Origin of the sequence: Acidicapsa dinghuensis (assembly GCF_025685685.1) — a bacterium.
Lineage (GTDB): Bacteria > Acidobacteriota > Terriglobia > Terriglobales > Acidobacteriaceae > Acidicapsa > Acidicapsa dinghuensis.
In genome coordinates this window covers 875,259-893,902 of the sequence record NZ_JAGSYH010000004.1, presented here as the reverse complement: position 1 = coordinate 893,902, position 18,644 = coordinate 875,259, and the positions used below count along the sequence as shown (strand labels likewise).

Below are 18,644 nucleotides of genomic sequence, written 5' to 3'. Positions count from 1 at the left end.
CATCACTTTACTCGAATGGTTACAATCGCCAGTCCATTTACCGGTATGCTCACGTCAAGGATTCTCCCTTTCAACTGCACCTGCTCCGGTGCAGGCAGGGAAGATGCTTCATTCATTCTGGCGATCTGTACTTGTGTTGAATACTGTGGACTGCCCATCGTTTGATATGTTGGCAGAGGATTGCCATGCTTCTCATCTGTTCGCTCAATGGTTGCTGTTTGATTGTCGGCCAAGCCTTCAAATTCCAGGCGCACTGTCTTATCCTTGCCATCCTTTGCGCGGTCCAGATCAAGCAGATTCCACAGCGCAATCACCAGTGCTCCATCCTTGCGCCGCGTCACGATCACATCGTCAGCGGCGTTCTTCAACCGTTCGTCCCCCAGTTCGTGTAGCAATGAGAATCCATAGAAGCTAGGCTTTTTGATGCCATCTTCTGTAATCAGACCAAAGCCTCCATGAAACGGATCGCTGGGCGGTCCACCTTCTTCGAAGACATCGTCAAAGGTCCAGAACGACATTTCTCTGACGTATCCATTGCAGTCATGTACATCCTTCGCCAGCGCCGCACCGACATACCAGCTGTCGCGCGCATTCAGATCGCCATACGAAGGAACATTCCATTCCGTCCAAAACAAAGGCAGCTCCGGCAGAGCCGATTTCGCAATCTGCCCATGTACCATCTGGATCGCTCGGCACACACGGTCGCGCATTGGAATTTCTTCGTTCATCCCGAACATATCTTCGACTGTGTCATCCGCATACCCATGTGTTGAGATGAAATCGATTGGTGTGTGCTCCTGCGCTACATGAGAGATGAATTCGTGGATCCAATGCGCCGCAGCCGTCGCGGGGCCGCCCACGCGCAGCCGCGGGCTTACCGCCTTCAGATCACGAGCCGTATGGTCGTACAACTCAAAGTAGGTCGCCTGCTTCGGTTTCCCTGCCCAGAAGTCTATATTCGGCTCGTTCCATATTTCGAAGTACCACTGGCCCACCTCATCGATGCCATAGCGATCTACCAGGTGTTGTGCAAAGGCGCGAATCAGCGCGTCCCACTTCGAATAATCCTTTGGCGGCGAGACGTTCTGCTTATACCAGAAAGGATGAATCGCATCCTTATCCGAAGCCAATTTCTTTGGCATGAAACTGATCTCCACAAACGGCCGTACACCGCGAGACAGCAACCCATCGTAAATCTGATCTACATAAGTGAAGTTGTAGATCGGCTGCCCCTTGTCATCCTCGTCATACACTCCATTCTCGTCATGCAAAATCGCGTGAAACCGCACATAGCGCATACCGACATGGTCGTGAACTTCGGTCAGGTCTTTCCGATACCCTTCACGCAGTGACAGATTGGCACGCCCCGATCCGAAGACGGCCTCCCAAAAGTGAGGCAATGGTGAAACTGACGCGTGTACATCAATCGTCCGCACCTCTTCTTGCGCATGTGCTGAAAAGCAGAAGGCTAAGAGCAAAGTCGCAACGGAAAACTTACCAGTCGCTGACATCAGAGCCACGATCCTTCCTGGCGGGCGATAGATGGAAGAAACAATTAAGAGAGGAGGAAATCTCAGAAATATCAATGCGCAATCGCTTGCGCAAATCTGTTGATACCACTCTTCTCTCAACACTGTCAACTGAGAGAAGGGTAGTACGAACAGCCTAGTGGTTCATGCCGATTCGCCCATCGTTAATACGATGATTGTGAGTACAATGAGTGGTCAAGAATCTCGTAGAGACTTTACTTTTTACCCGCGCACCCACGCACCGTCTATCGATCGCCATGTCTCCGAGTTCTTGATCTTGTCACGCAGAATTTCCGGAAGCCGCCCTTCGCGCACTCCGTCATAGCATTGCAGCATTGCAAAGCGGCTAATCGATGCAGGAATGCCAACAGACGTAAACCCAGGATGCGACGTTGCGGGAAACGGACCGCCGTGATTCATCGCCGGACTTACCGCAACGCCAGTAGGCATCTTGTCGTTCAGCAACCGCCCTACCTTCTGGCGTAGCGTCGACTCGATTCGTGCGTATACTGCATCGTCTTTGCCCGACTTCGCCGAGTAGATGGTCCCTGTGAGATTTCCTTCCATTTTCTCCAATATCGCGGCGAGTTCCTTCTCATCGCTAACCGTGGTAATCATTGTGACATTGCCAAACACTTCGCGCTGCAATTCATGCGGCTTGGCAAGCATATCCTTGCCGCTTGTTCGCAATAGCGTATTGGTAAACCTGTAGCCCGGCCCTGAAGCATTCTTGCCACCAGTCACCAACTGCGCTCCGCCATCGATGAACGCCTTGGTTCCTGACGACAGTTGATGCGGCGCGTTCTGCGACAATAGCGGCTGCGGCGCTCGCTCATTAAAGATTGCCGCTACAGTGCTAATAAATTTCTCGCTCGTCTGGCCATTCCAGAGCAAGATCAAATTCGGGCTCGTACAGAACTGCCCAGATGCAGCAAGGCAGCTATCAGCAAGTTCCTTCGCAAGAACTTCGGCGTTCTCTTCCAGCGTGCCAGGCAAAAAGATCACCGGATTAATGCTCGACATTTCAAGATAGATAGGTTTGCCGGCTTCTTCCGCAGCGCGTTTTAGATGGATGCCAGCATTGCGGCTTCCGGTAAAGCCTATTGCACCCACGCGAGCATCGCTTACCAGCTTCAATCCATCTTCGTTGCTCACGTGATACAGCAATTGCACCAAGCCCTTTGGCATTCCAGTGGCATCGGCTGCCATCTGCGCCTGTTCGGCAAGCAACCTCGTCGTGTTTGGATGTAGCGGATGTGCCTTCGCAATCACCGGGTTTCCTGCGACGATCGCCGCAGCAAAGTCTCCGCCACTGATGCCGTTGAACGCCAGCGGAAAGTTGTTCGGCCCGAACACAACCACAGGCCCAATCGCCGCGAAGGATGAGCGGATATTGCGCGCCGTATCGATCGTTGCCTGCTTCCACGATTCCTCGCGTGCGGCCGCTGCGGCTTGCCGCAATTGGTTCGTCGTCCGTGGCAGTTCCACATCTTTCAAGCGCGGACTGGCGGGCAACCCAGTTTCTTCATTTGCTGCCTTCACGATCTCATCCGCAGCAGCTTCAATCGCCGCGGCATATTCTTCCAGAAACGCTGCAATCTTTGCAGGTGCGATATCGTGTAGTTCCTTTACAGCAAAAGCAGCAGCAGCGAGCGCCCGTTCGCAGTCTTCCCATTTGCTCACGGGAAACTGCATTGCAAGTGCTTCACCGGTTGCCGGATTGTTCGCACGAAAAAAGGAGCTCGCTTCGGCTTCTACCCACTTACCATGAATCAAAATGCGCGCCACGCTCATCTATTGTCTCCAAACTCTGATCAAGCAATATTGCATTGCAATCGTTAAGCTACCGTGTTTACGAGCGTGCCAATGCCATCAATCGAAATATGAATCTCGTCACCATGCGCGAGCGTAAAGTCATCGGGGGGCACAATACCCGTGCCTGTCAACAAAAAGCTCCCATACGGGAAACTCTGATCACGATAGAGGTATTCCACGAGAGACTTCGGATCGCGCCGCATCTCGCTCCACAGAATCTCGGCGGCAAATGCAATAACCCCTTCACGCCAGATCTCCAGAGCGATTCGAGTTTCGGCCGGCATGGGCTCTGACCGCACAAGAATACCTGGTCCCAGCGCACAACTCCGGTCATACACTTTCGCCTGCGGCAGATAGAGCGGATTTGTTCCCTCTATATCTCTTGAGCTCATATCGTTCCCAATTGTGTAACCAACGATCTCTCCGCGCGGATTGATCACGAGCGCGAGCTCCGGTTCTGGAACAGACCATTTCGCATCGTTGCGAATGCACACTTCGCTGTTAGGTCCAGCAACCTTGTGAGCGACCGCTTTGAAGAACAACTCTGGTCGTTCTGCCGTGTAAACACGATCATAAAAATCACCGCCGCCCGCGTCCTTTGATTCCTCCATGCGAGCGCTGCGGCTGCGGTTATACGTCACGCCTGAAGCCCATACTTCCTGGCTCTCAATTGGCGCCACAAGATCCTCAATCGCATCGCTCGTGACTGCATTGTTTGATGCTGCCACAGTATTCAGAAACCCCGCCAGATCATCCAGCGCCAGCAATTCATCCAGTGAGCTTTCTTCCAGTTCAAAATAGCTGCTATCTTGTTCCAGCATTAAACCGTGTTTCGTCTGATAGAGAATCAAAGCTTCGTCCCCCTATTTCACTCTACTGTCTTCCGATTCCTTTGTGCAGCGCGGCGATAATAGCATCGGTATCGTAGACGCACCCAGCCCACACACCACCGCTCGCCTGTACCAGTGCCGCCCACAGCCGCGTATCGTTCGGAAGTTCCGGATGCGGCCTGAGATCGCTTCGCGCCGGTCTTCGTTGCAACTCTACAGCTCCCTCCTCGGCATTCGACGTTCGCTGCGTTGTCCCGACAAGATTCACTGTCCCGTGCAGCGTCACGCGATCAATCACAATCTCAATCCAATCCCCGTCGACGATCTTTCCGAGCGGGCCGCCCGCCAACGCCTCTGGAGAAATATGCCCAATGCATGCCCCTGTCGATACGCCACTGAACCGCCCATCTGTCAGCACGGCCACGTGCTTGCCAAACGGCAGCGCCTTCAACGCCGACGTGATCTGATAAATCTCTTGCATTCCCGCACCCGCAGGCCCGCTGCAAATCAGCACCATTACGTCTCCAGCGGCAATTGCGCTGTTTTTGATTGCTTCGATTGCTGCTGCTTCCGTCACAAAGACCTTCGCTGGACCGGTATGCCGGTAGACTCCATCTGCACCGACCACGGAAGGATCGATCGCGGTGCTCTTGATTACAGAACCCTCGGGCGCGAGATTGCCAATCGGAAAACAGACTGTTGAAGTCAACCCACGCGATTTTGCGCGGTCTGGATTCATGATCACATCATCTGCATCAATGCCATCGCGTTCCATCAGCGTCTTCTTCAGCAACTGCCGGCGTTCGCTTTGCTCCCACCAATCCAGGTTCTCGCCCACCGTCTGGCCTGTCACAGTCATCGCACGCAAGTCCAGTAACCCCATGCGTCTAAGGTGCAGCATCGCCTCGGCAGCACCGCCGGCAAGAAATACCTGCACCGTCGCAAATCCAACCGGCCCATTCGGCAGAGCATCCACCAGTCGTGGAACCTGCCGGTTTACATGTGCCCAGTCAGCGGCTGCAGGCCGTTGCAGCCCTGCTGCATGTGCCACTGCTGGCACATGCAGCAGTAGATTTGTCGATCCGCCAAACGCCGCATGTACCGTCATCGCATTGTGTAATGCGGCCTGCGTCAGCACATCACGAGTGCCTATGCCCAAAACGAGCAATCGCAATATGGCCGTCGCAGAACGCCGCGCCGCGTCGAGCCAAATCGCATCTCCCGATGGAGCCAGCGCGCTGTGTGGCAGCGCCATACCCAGAGCTTCGGCCACTACCTGCGAAGTTGCGGCCGTCCCTAGAAACTGACATCCCCCGCCTGGCGACGCGCACGCGCGGCAGCCTACCTCTGCTGCATATTCGAGCGTGATCTGCTCCTGGGCAAACCGTGCTCCAATCGTTTGCACTTTGCCCGCGTCTTCCCCGTGCTCTGGCAGAAGCGTCACCCCGCCGGGTATCAGAACGGTGGGAATACTTCCGGCCGAAGCCAGCGCCATCATCATCGCCGGCAATCCCTTATCGCATGTCGCGACGCCGATCACGCCTCTCCGTGTCGGCAGAGAACGCATCAGCCGCCGCAGCACCACTGCTGCATCGTTGCGGTAGGGCAGGGAATCGAACATCCCTGTGGTTCCTTGCGTTCGCCCGTCGCAGGGATCGGTGCACGCTCCAGCAAACGGTACAGCATCCATCGCTGCAAGCTGTCGCGCAGCCTCGGCTACCAGCAATCCGACTTCCCAGTGTCCAGTATGAAAGCCGAGCGCGATCGCTTTGCCATCTGCATCACGCAGCCCGCCATGCGTGCTTAGTATGAGCACTTCCGGTCCCAGCAGCTTCGCTGGATTCCACCCCATGCCCACATTCAGGCTCAGACCAAACAGATTTCCCGATGGCTGATGCAGTAGCATCTCCGGCGTAATCGGCAACTGCCCTGCTGGCCCCGCCGCATGCGTTCGCACAGCGTCGAAGGACAACCCTTCTGTTTCGAGCACTTCTCTTACATGAATGGCCAAAACTCGCGAGCTCCCATTTGCAGTCTATTGGACGATTGCGCGCCTAGTCCCGCGCGGCATATCAATGCTGCGCCTCTTGCAGCCCAGGCGGCATCGTCGACAGCGTGTCCCGTGAGGCCGTATTCAACGCGTAGATGATGATTCCGGAGATCACCAGCGAAATCGACATAGCCAGAAATCCCGCGCGCCCGTTGCCTGTTTTCGCTTCCAGCACGCCGACAAGATACGTTCCTGCAAAGCCGCCTAATGCGCCGCAGCTATTCACCAGCGCTGTTACCTCACCGGCAACATTGCGCGGCATGATTTCGGGAACGATGGCGAAAAATGGGCCATAGGGTGCGTACATTGTTCCTCCAGCCACAATCAGGAACATATATGCCCACCAGAAACTTACGCCCGCCATCATGAATGAGCCAAACAATGCTGCTCCTGAAATCACCAGAAACGGCCAGATAAACCGCTTCCTTCGAAAGCTGCGATCAGAGAAATACGCTACCAGCAGCATCAGCACAATCGCGAACAGATACGGCACAGCGCTCAGCAGCCCCGTAATCGCAATCCCTTTTGCTGCGCCCTTTTGAATCACAGTTGGCAACCACAGCACAAAACCATACACGCCAATGCTCCAGAAAAAGTACTGCACATTCAACAGCGCTACGCTGGGGTGCTTCAGAGCTTCCGCAAAGCTGCCTATTTTCGGCAGCATCCACTGCTCTCGATTCAACTGGTCTTCAAGAGCGTTACATGTACTTTTATCGAGCCAATGCACTTCGTGCGGATGATCGCGCACTACCATCACCCAGATCACGCCCCACAGCACCGAAGGGATTCCTTCGAGTACAAACGTCATCTGCCATCCCACCGCGCGAATCAAGTATCCGGTAGCCACCGACATCCATAACACTGTGACCGGATTTCCCAAAATCAGTAGCGTGTTTGTGCGTGACCGTTCTGCGCGCGTAAACCAGCTCGTCAATAAGTTCAGCATCGCCGGCAAGATGAAGCTCTCGGCGACCCCCAGCAACATCCGGTCCGCCGCCAGCAACCAGAAGTTGCGAATCACTCCCGTCAGCGCAGCCAGCACACCCCAGCTGATCAACGCGATACAAACCAGTACCCGTGCGCTGCGTCTACGCGCAAACGCTACGCCTGGCACTTGAAACAGAAAATATCCGAGGAAGAACAGCGCGCCCAGCAATGCTGATTGCGAACCTGAAATATGCAATGTCTGAGCGAGCCCCGCCGCCGCTCCAAAGCCGTAATTCGCGCGATCCAGATACGCGAGGCTGTAGGTGATGAAAACAACAGGCAACAGAAACAGCCACCGTTTCTGTGCATCGGGGCCGGCTAAAGTTCGATTTAGTTCTTCTGAACTCGCCAGAGGCGCAGTCGAGGCCGCCGGCAAAGAGAGCTCGTCTGCCAATTTCACCTCCAGCTGCGAGAACGGTAAGGAAGCGTAAGCAACTCTCGTGATTCACCCGAAACCACTGGGAAGAAGTGCCGCCGTATCCGCGTATAAATCGCTTTATTTCAGAAGGATCTAACGCACTTACTCTATTCGGCTGGCCAGACTCTTGTAAACATCTTTAGCTTTCCGCGGAACGCCGGCATTCTACATAGTAAAAACGCTCAGGTTGTGGAGGCTTGAGAGCAGACAGTTCTTTTCCATCGGTTGAGAAATCTCCGCAACTCCTCAGGGGGCTTAATCCATGCCTGAGCTGCCGTAGATCGCCACACCTTCCGCACCAGTACGCTGAGGCCCTCATCGCCAAGCGCCTCAAATGCATCTTCGTCAGTCGTGTCATCGCCCAGGTAGGCAACAGCGGCATCATCCGAAAGTTCTGCGCGGATCGCTTTCACCGCATCGCCCTTATGATTGCCGGCGCGCAGCTCGAATCCACCATCGAATCTGAGCAGCTTGACCGTGGGGATATGTGTGTATCGCCGCATCAGATCCCATGCCTGCTCTTGCGCGATTTTCGACGATTCGAAAGCTTTTCCGCGCCAATGCACTCCCACAGAATTCAGCTTATGCTCGACGCGAAATCCAAGATGAGCTTCTTCAATCGCTTCTCGCGCGTCTTCTATGGCTTGCATGGCTACCTCAGCCTGCAGCATGCGTTCCAGCGTTCCGTCCGGCAACAGATGTTCAGCTCCATGCAGTCCCCATATCTCAGGCTTGCGTTTCAACTGCAACAGTCTTGCCGCCGAATGCGCGGGGCGCCCCGTCACAAATACGACGCGCGCCCCCTCACACTCTTGAATTGCCTCAATCAGCGCCTCAATGCCTGCCCAGGGCCGTGCTTTTGAAGCATCTACTCGAAATGGAGCCAGCGTGCCATCGTAATCCAGCAGCAAGGCACTTTCGGACGCCCTGGAAAGTTTTGAAAAGAAAGCGTCTAACCGCTTCGTCGATTCCTCTGCTTCAGGCGCGACCTGCATCTGTGTCTCAAGTAAGGTTGTCATTCGCAAATCGATCTTATATGGATCATACGCAGAATAAAGAAGCCTTACGCTGTTACCGGATGCTGGTGACGCCCGGGATCAGCAAGCACTTCACCCTCGATTCGAACCGCGCATACATCGGTCAATACCATTGCAGCCCAACGATACACGTTGTGTTCTTTGATCTGCTGGCGCATGCGGTCAATGCGCAGCCGCCGCTCACCGGGACTCATCTCCAGCCCGGTGCGTATCGCTTCTGCAACTTGTCTGACATCGTACGGATTCACCGTCAGTGCATCGCGTAATTCCTGCGCCGCACCTGCAAACCGGCTCAGGATCAATACGCCGTCACCGTCTGATCTCGCCGCAAGAAACTCCTTCGACACCAGGTTCATTCCGTCATGCAATGACGTCACCAGACAGATATCCGCAGCCTTGTAATAGCGTGTTACTTCTTTATGACTGCATTGTCGTTCAATCAGAATCACAGGCTTCCAGCCCGACTTCTCGAATTTGCGATTGATTCGCTCTACCGTCTCTTCCACCTGCGCTTTTAACGCGATGTAGCTCGGCACGCGGGTTCTGCTAGGCGCTGCAATCTGTGCAAAGACAATCTTTTCTAGATACCAAGGATGCTCATCCAGCAGATACTCCACCGCCAGCAACCGCTCGACAATACCCTTTGTGTAATCCATGCGGTCGACGCCGACAAGCAGATGTTTGCCTTCAATTCCAAGCTCACGATGCAAGTCGCTGTGCAGTCGCTCATCGCTGTCAGGCAGCCGGTTCCACGAGTCCTCCGCATCCTTCTTCAGGCCCGCGCCATTCAAACTTCCGTGATGCACGTTTTCTGCCTGCTCTGTCATGTGCTCGTCCCACGCTACGCTGATCGGGAACGGCTTCACCAGGGAAGTATGGCCGCCGCGCAGGATACTGAACTGCTCCCAATCTGTTCTTGCTTCCAGCGTGCGGTCCACCGTGTCCAGAAAGTTGTTGCAGTGTGACTGGATGTGGAACCCTATTACATCCGCACCCAGCAGACCATCAAGCAACTCTGCCTGCCACGGGCAAATGCTGAAAGCCTCTGCGTTCGGCCACGGAATATGCCAGAAGATTGCTACCCGCGCATCCGGTCGCAGATTCTTCACCATCCGCGGCAACAGCGCAAAGTGGTAATCCTGAATGAACACCACTGGATGTTCAGTATCGCGCATCTCTTCCACGAGCACTTCTGCAAACTTTGCATTCACCTGCTGGTAGTACTCCCAGTCTTGAACACGAAAGATTGGTCGCGTATGCGCCATGTGGCACAGGGGCCAAAGCCCTTCGTTTGAAAATCCTTCGTAGTGTCCGGAGACTTCTTCTTCGCTGAGCCACACGCGCCGCAACGTGTACCGTGGATCGTCCGGCGGCACTCGCAGATGATCATGCTCATCCACAAACGCTGCATCTTCACTGCCGCTTCCATGTGCAATCCACGTCCCGTCACATGCCTGTAGCACCGGTTCGAGCGCCGTCACCAGCCCGCTGGGGGGTACAACGCATTCCACGGTCGAGCATTGCTTCACATGCATATAAGGCTCACGATTCGACACCACATATAGCTTACCGTTACCCAGTTTCTCGCGTACATGCACTGCCAGCCGATGCGCTGTCCACACATGCTCTGCTGCATCGCGCAGTCGCGCTTCGGTTTCCGCTGCGGCACGCGCCTTCGTTAGGTGCTCCGCCAACGAAGTCACCTCATTTGCAATCGGAACAAGATAACCAAACTCCTTTGCCGCTTCGCCAATATGCACCTTACCCTGGCGCAACTGCCGCAGCCACTCTGCCGCGCGTGTCACAGGCTCCTGCAGGAACCACCGCACCATCAGCAGTGTCACTACAACAACCAGAATGACCATCGCTGCAATGTTGAGGAAGCTGCGTCGCCATACATCCACGCTGGCCTGGCGGATATAGTCGGCATCGGCCACCATGACTAGCGCGCCGACCGTAAGTTGTCCATTATGCAGAGGGATTGCATATTCATACCACAGCCGCACCGGACCATAGCCTGCCGGCTCTGCCGAGCGCTTATCTGAGGCTAGCGATAGCAAGCCCCTCGGAGGAAACTTCACAAACGCGGCAATTTCCTTGCCCTCGGTTAATGGCCGCTTCAAAAAATTCTGAGATATCGTGCGCAATGGCGTCACATTGCCCGTGGCTGCTACAAGCTGTCCATGTGTGTCATACACCGCGAGGCCTGGCTGATCGGGATATAGCCGAAGCCGTTGCAGAAGCTGCGGAACGGCCTCCGGATGGGCCATCGTCATCTGTTGTTCGACTTGCGGTTGCAGACTCGCCCCGTACCACTTTGTGCGCCGCTCCAAGTCCGTAGACAGATTGTGCTTATGCGTTAGCACATCAAAATACGTTGAGCCTACGGAGATAAGCGTTATGCCCACCAGGAGAGCCGCGACCAGACGTAGTCGAAAGAAGTGCATGCATGGCTCCTCTGGAAATGGCCGCGCCTGTGCGCGGTCCCGAAATCTTTATTTCTTAGTTTTGCGCCTGTTTGCGCGCATCTTGCTCCCGCGCATTAGATATGCATTGGATCCCCGAAAAAATTCCTGCTACCAACTCTATTAGATGCAGATTTTAACGAATGAGCTTCCTCGTCGCAGTCGATTGATTTCAGGTGACTTAGTGAAGTGAAACAACGGCTCTGAAGAGTCCTCGCGCGACCGCTGCGTCATACTCCATTCAATTCATTTGCGGAACGGTTTCCAGTGTCATTACCTGGAACGGAGCTAGCTCTATCGCTGTTGGATGCCCCGCCCACATATCTATTGCAGGCTTGGCTGCGTCGTCGCGCCATGGACTCTTGGCCACGAAATGCCCCGGTGCTCCCGCTGGCAGCTCAAACGCCTTTGCCACATCTAGTACAAACGTCTGCGGCTTATCGCTGGGGTTTCGCAGCGTGACAATACCCTTTTCGGGCGACCAGGCAGCCCATCCATATACCTCAAGCCATCGCGGATCACCGCCAATCCAGTGTGTGTCCTTCAGCGTCTCAGCATTCCTCCGCGACCACTTTGCAGCTTCTGCCAGCACGTCCCAATCTTCACTGCTCAATAGCGACGGCGTGATGTACATCTCCTGTAGTTGTGTTCCAGTTCCAAAATACGATCTCACTTCGTTACGAAAATCATGTCCCGGATCTGTCTCAAGATGTGGTGCTTTCTGTGCGAACACGATTCCGTGCAGCATCAGTGAATTGAGCGGAAATAGATGACCCTGTTTCACGATGCCGCTATACGTATCAGCGTCTCGATACGTAATCCATCGCTCGCGGTCAGTTCCCACTCCGGCAAACTCCGTGTCGTCGCCACCGCGCCAGATCGAATCCGCATAACGCAACCAGAACGGCGAGGGATAGGTCCCCGTCGTCAGGTTGATATACATATCCGGCTTTACTTTGCGCACATCTTCTATTAAATGAATCGCTGCATCGAAGTCGCTGCTGAACTGACTTCCTTTCACGACCTGATCCGCGTTGCCCGTGCCGTCAAATTTGAACTGGTTAACACCGTAGCGCGTTACCATCTCCATCACCGCATCGTGAAAACGCTGATAATACTTCGGGCCAGAGAGGGCCATGCCGCCATTCACAATCTCATATCCGTCGCGTTTAGCCGTTGCCACTCGCTCCTTCTTCGCTGGTCCGTAACCACCCCACGGCGAAAGCCAGATTCCTGGCGCAGTCCCATACTGAGCGGCTGCCTCCTTCAGCGGTGTTAAGCCATCCTTGAAGTCGCTGCGGATCTTCCACAAATCGTTATGATCGTCCCATCCATCATCGAAGAGATAGGAGTCTAGCGTTACGCCCCTTTTTACATGCAGCTCTTCACCGATTGCATGAATTCGGTTGAGCGCGTCTGCCTGTGTGTACGGCGTAAAGAACCCAATATCAAACCAGCTGTTGTAATGCAGAAATGTTCTGTATGGATGCGCTCGCTCCCGTTCTACGTACGCGGAAAACGCGCGCCGCATCTGTCCTGAAGGTGCGACGCCCATCACTGCCGAATATGTGACAGTCTGGCCTGCTGGAACCGGCACTCCACGATGCAGTTCGCATACTGCATGTCCGTGTACCACACTGCTCTCTGAGAGCGGAGATTCAAACCCAAGATAGTAGTTGCCTGCAATGATCGGAGTACCCAGTACCGTTCCTGTAAGCATCGCTTCTGGCGCATCGAAATCAACCATTCGCACGCCGCCCAGCATTAAGGGCGCGTCACCCGCATCAACGGTGAGCTCCTGCCGCACATACTCCGATGCGGAGCGCATGATTAATGACCATTCCACATGTACCGATCCGTCTGTCAGGGCAAATCGCACAACGCTTCCCGGCAAACGATCTGAAAGCCGCGAAGCGTTGGGCTGCTCCTCAAGCGCTTCTACAGAGGGCTTACCTGCGATTGAAAAATCTTCGGTGCGCAACACTCCAATTCCATGAATAGCCAGAGAGAACGGTTCACGCGTCTTGAGCGAAGCCTCTTCCTTGAGCCCGTGTATTACCAGCGTCGTAATATGTCCTTGTTCGATCTTCCACTCAGCAGAAATCGCATGGTCCGCAATCACCCCACCACGCGGACCGTCGACGTGCACAGCAACATCGTTTGGCGTCGCACCCAGCCCCCAGCCAAGACTGCAGTAAGCAAGCGCAAGCATTGAAATCAATGCTGCTTGTCGTGAGTGCGATCCCTTAAACACTGGTTTTCCTTTCAATACTCAAAATCGGTTGAGGCTTATTCACATATCGAGGAAAGCTCTTGGTTATCTCATCGCTAACGAACAGCACCGTCGGCCCGGTTTTCCTGCAACGCATATAAATCTATATCGCATTCGTCCGGTCGCGGGAGGCACACATCATTTTCATCTCATTTTGCAAGCCATATCTGCGATCTTAGACCATGAATACAACAGCTACCGCGTAGCAGGTGCTTACGAAAATCGTGTTTCGCGACGAAAGGAATCGTCGCCAGGACATGGTCAGGAAACATCTGTTCTATCAAGCGCAAGACCTTTCTACTTGCGCAAAAACCGAATATTCGTGGCATGAATCACAAGTGCTTCTCCAGCTTTTCGATCTCCACGCGGCAATACTCTCGCCGCTCCACCGGACACGACAGTACTGTTGAAGTTGCCGTTGTTCCCAATGACGAAAGCTTATCGATCAGCTCCTCGAGGTGCCGTACAGAAACCACATCAGCCTCGAGCACAAATGACTCCTGCCCTGTTACCCGATAGCATCGCGCCACCTCGGCCATCTCGCGGATTACAGCAATCGCTCGCTTCACCTGCAGATCGCCTCCATGAATCGTGAGGCGGATCAACACCCGAATAGGCAAACCTAGCTTTGTGATATTCAGCGCTGCGTGGTAGCCCGTTATTACGCCGGCATCTTCCAGTTTCCGCACGCGCTCGGCAACCGCAGGCGTCGACAAGCCAATCTTACGTCCCAACTCTGCGAAGGAAATCCGCGCATCTTTTTGCAATAGCTCCAGGATCTTCCATCCGGTTGAATCCATTCGCACGGGTTGTTGAATCATTCGAGTTGCTCATCTTTCTATTTACGGAAAAATATCGTAATCTCTTACAAATATTAAGTAAACATTGTTATTAACCTTTAAATTGTATTAAAAGCGTTCAGCTTATCGTAGGGAAGTCCGCAGAAGGCCGGCACGAAGTCATGCAGCGGACAGGGTTCCACGCCTCACAACACCGGTTCTAATCCTGTGGCAGTACTTGCTCTCAATGCTGAATCCTTAATCTCTCGATTGATCTCGGCGCCTACCAGTAACATCAGCCCGGAGATATAAAACCATGTCAGCAAGATGATTACCGCGCCCAGCGATCCGTAGGTGAGTGAGTACGAATTGAAAAAATGCAGATAAACACGCAGTCCCAGTGAAGCCAGAAGCCATCCGGCGATTCCAAACAGTCCGCCAGGCGTTAGCCACTGCCATCGCCTCTTCTTTTTCCAGTCCGGAGCCCAGTAGTAGATCACCGCAAAGAATAGTGTCAGCAGAATTGCTGCCAGCAGCCAGCCAAGCGTCCGGCTCGCAACTGCGACAATTTGTGCCACCCAAGGGGCGTGAATTCTTCCATAACTGCGCGCCGCGAAGAAATCTCCTACAAGCATTGAGCTCAAGGCAACCGTGAAAATGGCAACGAGCGTAATCGTGAGTATAATCGCCTGCATCCGCGCCATTACATACGACCTCGATTCTTGAATCTTGAACACGCCGTTTAGCGCGTCCTGAATTGCCGATACTCCAACCGAGGCGGACCATACAGCAACTACCAATCCAAATGTGATTTTTCCTGAACTAGCTCTTGCCGTCGTCTCATTAAACGTATTCACTACCATGCCCAGCGCCGAGGTCGGAATCACCAGTGCAAGGTACTGCAGCAAATGGTCATAAAATTGGCTCACTGAACGCGCCGCCAGACCAAGAATCGAACTCGCGCAAAACAGGGCAGGAAATAGCGCAAAGAGAAAATAGAATCCTAGCTCGGCGGCTCTATCGAACAAACGATCGGCTAGAATAGACCTCCACGTCCCCTGTACGATGGTAACCAATGGTACCTGTTGCAGGTTCCACGCAGATCGTAATGTTGAGCGCCAAATCAAGCCTCCCACCTCAAAACCAGTAACATTGATCTGAACGAATCGAAATCCGCTTCTTATCAAGTCTGACAATCCAATTGGATGAGCATAATTTGCGGCATCCTTATCTATGTGTACATTTTTTCTGATTCGATGCATCTGTCTCGATTCTGGCAAGAGGCAGATGCTCTATTGAAGCAACGAATTCTCTGAACGACACCCAATGCAAGTTCAACATCAGATCAATCCTCTCACTCAGACCTGCACAACAAACCACACGACTCTAACGTGCATCGAAATTCAGATGATGTTGCGCGCAGGCTCATCAGGTTCCTCTGCCGAGGAATCGGCGGATTCCTGTCTCTTCCGCAACGATGTGCGGAGAGCAAACATCATCGTTTTTTTTGTGGCTTTTCTTTTTTCTGTGTTACCGACTGTTCCAGCCTGGACGCAGACCAGTCAGTCTGCTGATGCGCAGATGCCAAAGACAGCGCCGTTCACCGAAGACACTCTATCCTCATACGAAGGTCAAACAGTCACTCGGGTCGAAATCGCTGGTCGCCCTGACCTTCAGTTTTCACAGATCGCTCCGCTCATTACCCAGCACGCCGGTGAATCTTTTTCCGCTGACAAGGTGCAGCAGTCTCTCCAGGCCGTCAAAACATCAGGTAAATACAAAGAGGTTCAACTCCAACTCACTCCAGATGCCAGCGGCGTCCGTGTCATTTTTGTTCTTGAGCCTGCTGTGTACATCGGGCTGTTTGAGTTTCCCGGAGCGCAGAATTTTGCTTACTCGCGTCTCGTACAGGTTTCCAACTATGAGGCTCAGGCACCCTACAACGCTGAAGATGTCAAACGCGAGCAGCAGAGTCTTCTGCGCTTTTTCCGTCAGGAAGGTTACTTCCAGGCCACCGTTGATCCAGAAGTCAAATTTGATGCTGACCATGATGTAGCCAACATTGTCTTTCACGTCGATCTCAAACATCGTGCTGAGTTCGGCAGTATCGTTATCGCAGGCGCTACGCCAGAGGATTCCGCCAAATTAAACCACGATCTTCAGACCTTCTGGGCGCGGCTGCACGGCGCTGCTATACGCCCTGGCAAAAGATACAATCATTCCACAATAAATCACGCCAACAATTACCTTGAGAAAAGACTTGCAAAACAGGGTAATTTAGCTGCTGATGTCAAGCTTTCAGGCGCTGAATATCACGCCAGTACGAATCGCGCCGACATTCATTTCATAGTTAAAACCGGCCCTGTAATCGATGTTGAAATCAAAGGCGCTCATCTCTTCAGTTGGACACGCAAGAATCTGCTCCCCATGTATCAAGGCATCCCAGTTGATGACGAATCTATCGAAGAAGGCCGCCAGGCACTGCTTTCCTACTTCCAATCAAAGGGCTACTTTAACGCTGCCGTCGGCGTGCAATCGAATGCTGGCACACAGCGGGATACGGTCGTCTACACCATAAATAAAGAGAAGAAACACCGGGTCCCGGATGTGCAATTTATCGGAAATAAAAATATTGCAGAAGACGAGCTTAGATCCCATGTCCCTCTTCAAGAGTCACACTTTCTTTCCCATGGAAAATACAGTGAAAAGTTGGTGCGAGACAGTGTCAAGAACATCAAGGCTCTCTATCAATCTGAGGGATTCAGTGATGTTGCCGTCGTCTCCAAAGTCAAGAATGATGGGGGCGACATCACAGTCTCTTTTCACATAACCGAGGGGCAGCGCGACATTGTCCGATCGCTCACGATCGATGGCGCCGATACCTTCCCGCGAAAGGATTTCGCTCCCGACGGTCTCAAGCTCGCTGAAGGTAAACCCTACTCACAATCGCTCGTCGAGTCGGATCGCGCCAGCATCATCGCACACTATCTTCAGGCTGGCTATCTCACATCGAGTTTTCGCCAAACCGCCACGGTTGCATCAAAAAATGATCGCCATCACATCGATGTTGTTTATCATATCTACGAAGGTCCACGTGTCTATACGGGCGCCATCGAAACTCTAGGTCGCTCGCACACCCAACAACGTCTCATCGATGAAGATGTAAACACTCTTCACGCTGATGCGCCTATGACCGAGAGTGCTCTTCTCACGGCCGAGAGCAGACTTTATAACCACACCGGCATCTTCGATTGGGCCGAGGTCGATCCTAAGCGCTCCATCACTACACAGACCAAAGAAGACGCGGTCGTCAAAGTTCACGAAGCGCAACTCAACCAGATCACCTACGGCCTGGGCTTCGAAGTCATCAATCGGGGCGGCAGCATCCCAAGTGGTACCGTTTCCGTTCCCGGTCTGCCACCTGTTGGCCTGCCATCCAACTTTCAGACCAGCCAGCAGACTTTCTATGGACCGCGCGGTTCATTCCAATACACGCGTAATAACATGCGCGGTAAAGGCGAGTCGTTCTCCTTTACAGCTTTCGCCGGCCGTCTCGACCAGCGGGGCGCCATGTACTACATCGACCCAAATTTCTTCTGGTCGAAGTGGCGGTCGACATTCTCTATCTCTTACGAGAAGAACGAAGAGAATCCAATCTACTCGTCGCAACAGGAGCTCGGCAGTTATCAGGTGCAGCGCACCATCGATCACGCCAAGGCTGATACCGTGTTCTTTCGTTATAGTTTTTCCAAAACCAATCTCACCCGCGTCCTCATCCAAGATCTGGTTCTGCCTCAGGATCGCAACGTACGCCTTTCTACACTTGCGGCAAATTTCACTAGAGACACGCGCGACAACCCGCTTGATGCCCACAAAGGGATGCTCGATACCGTTGAGATCGATGTGAACGATACGCATCTAGGCTCCAGTGTCGATTTCGCCAAGCTCACCGCTCAGGCCGCCTATTACAAGAGTTCCGTGCGCAAAATCGTCTTTGCTAATAGTCTTCGTATTGGCCTAGCGCAGCCTTACTCCAATAGCCGTGTGCCACTTAGTGAGGCGTTTTTCACTGGCGGCGGTAATACTCTACGAGGCTATCCATTGGATGGCGCTGGACCTCAGCGGTCCGTTGAAGTCTGTCCAAACGGACAGCCTGGCTGCAATCAGTTCATCAATGTTCCAAGCGGAGGTAATGAACTGCTGCTCGTCAATTCTGAGGCTCGCATTCCGCTGCCATTCAAGAAAGGCCTTGGCTTGGTTGTCTTTTACGACGGCGGCAACGTCTTCCCTAACGTTGGCTTCCATAACTTCACGTCTCTTTACTCAAATAACGTCGGGCTCGGTCTCCGTTACAACACGCCCGTAGGCCCTGTTCGCGTCGATATCGGGCACAATCTTAATCCTGTGCAGGGTATCAACTCAACGCAATACTTCGTCAGCATAGGGCAAGCATTTTAGG

Annotated in this window: 11 protein-coding genes; 1 reads left to right on the top strand and 10 read right to left on the bottom strand. The window is 53.5% G+C overall.

What is annotated here, in order from left to right; all coding sequences use genetic code 11:
- Positions 1–2: 2 nt before the first annotated feature.
- The 10 genes from OHL22_RS14620 to OHL22_RS14575 all read right to left on the bottom strand — a co-directional run bounded on the left by OHL22_RS14620 (position 3) and on the right by OHL22_RS14575 (position 15,447).
- Positions 3–1,511 carry a GH39 family glycosyl hydrolase gene (locus tag OHL22_RS14620; protein WP_263338749.1) on the bottom strand — a complete coding sequence of 503 codons (1,509 nt, stop codon included), beginning with the start codon at positions 1,509–1,511 and terminating at the stop codon, positions 3–5.
- 240 nt (positions 1,512–1,751) lie between these two features.
- Entirely contained in the window at positions 1,752–3,323 is a 1,572-nt protein-coding gene (locus OHL22_RS14615) for an aldehyde dehydrogenase family protein (RefSeq protein WP_263338747.1), read from the bottom strand.
- 44 nt (positions 3,324–3,367) lie between these two features.
- A complete protein-coding gene (locus OHL22_RS14610; protein ID WP_263338744.1) occupies positions 3,368–4,165 on the bottom strand; it encodes a fumarylacetoacetate hydrolase family protein in 798 nt (265 codons plus the stop codon).
- A 52-nt stretch (positions 4,166–4,217) separates the two neighbouring features.
- Positions 4,218–6,164 (bottom strand): YjhG/YagF family D-xylonate dehydratase, encoded by a 1,947-nt coding sequence (locus OHL22_RS14605; protein ID WP_263338742.1) that lies wholly within the window; start codon positions 6,162–6,164, stop codon positions 4,218–4,220.
- An 82-nt stretch (positions 6,165–6,246) separates the two neighbouring features.
- Positions 6,247–7,608 (bottom strand): MFS transporter, encoded by a 1,362-nt coding sequence (locus OHL22_RS14600; RefSeq protein WP_263338740.1) that lies wholly within the window; start codon positions 7,606–7,608, stop codon positions 6,247–6,249.
- A gap of 206 nt (positions 7,609–7,814) precedes the next feature.
- Positions 7,815–8,651, bottom strand: a complete 837-nt coding sequence (locus OHL22_RS14595) for a trehalose-phosphatase (protein WP_263338738.1) — start codon at positions 8,649–8,651, stop codon at positions 7,815–7,817.
- A gap of 44 nt (positions 8,652–8,695) precedes the next feature.
- Entirely contained in the window at positions 8,696–11,116 is a 2,421-nt protein-coding gene (locus OHL22_RS14590; protein ID WP_263338735.1) for an alpha,alpha-trehalose-phosphate synthase (UDP-forming), read from the bottom strand.
- 259 nt (positions 11,117–11,375) lie between these two features.
- Positions 11,376–13,346: an enterotoxin gene (locus OHL22_RS14585; protein WP_263338732.1), complete on the bottom strand. Its 1,971-nt coding sequence runs from the start codon at positions 13,344–13,346 to the stop codon at positions 11,376–11,378.
- A 392-nt stretch (positions 13,347–13,738) separates the two neighbouring features.
- A complete protein-coding gene (locus tag OHL22_RS14580; RefSeq protein ID WP_317890900.1) occupies positions 13,739–14,227 on the bottom strand; it encodes an Lrp/AsnC family transcriptional regulator in 489 nt (162 codons plus the stop codon).
- 164 nt (positions 14,228–14,391) lie between these two features.
- Positions 14,392–15,447, bottom strand: a complete 1,056-nt coding sequence (locus OHL22_RS14575) for a YihY/virulence factor BrkB family protein (protein ID WP_263338729.1) — start codon at positions 15,445–15,447, stop codon at positions 14,392–14,394.
- Positions 15,448–15,766: 319 nt separating this feature from the next.
- On the opposite strand from OHL22_RS14575, the gene OHL22_RS14570 reads away from it, so the two are divergent.
- A complete protein-coding gene (locus OHL22_RS14570) occupies positions 15,767–18,643 on the top strand; it encodes an outer membrane protein assembly factor (protein WP_263338726.1) in 2,877 nt (958 codons plus the stop codon).
- Position 18,644 lies beyond the last annotated feature (1 nt).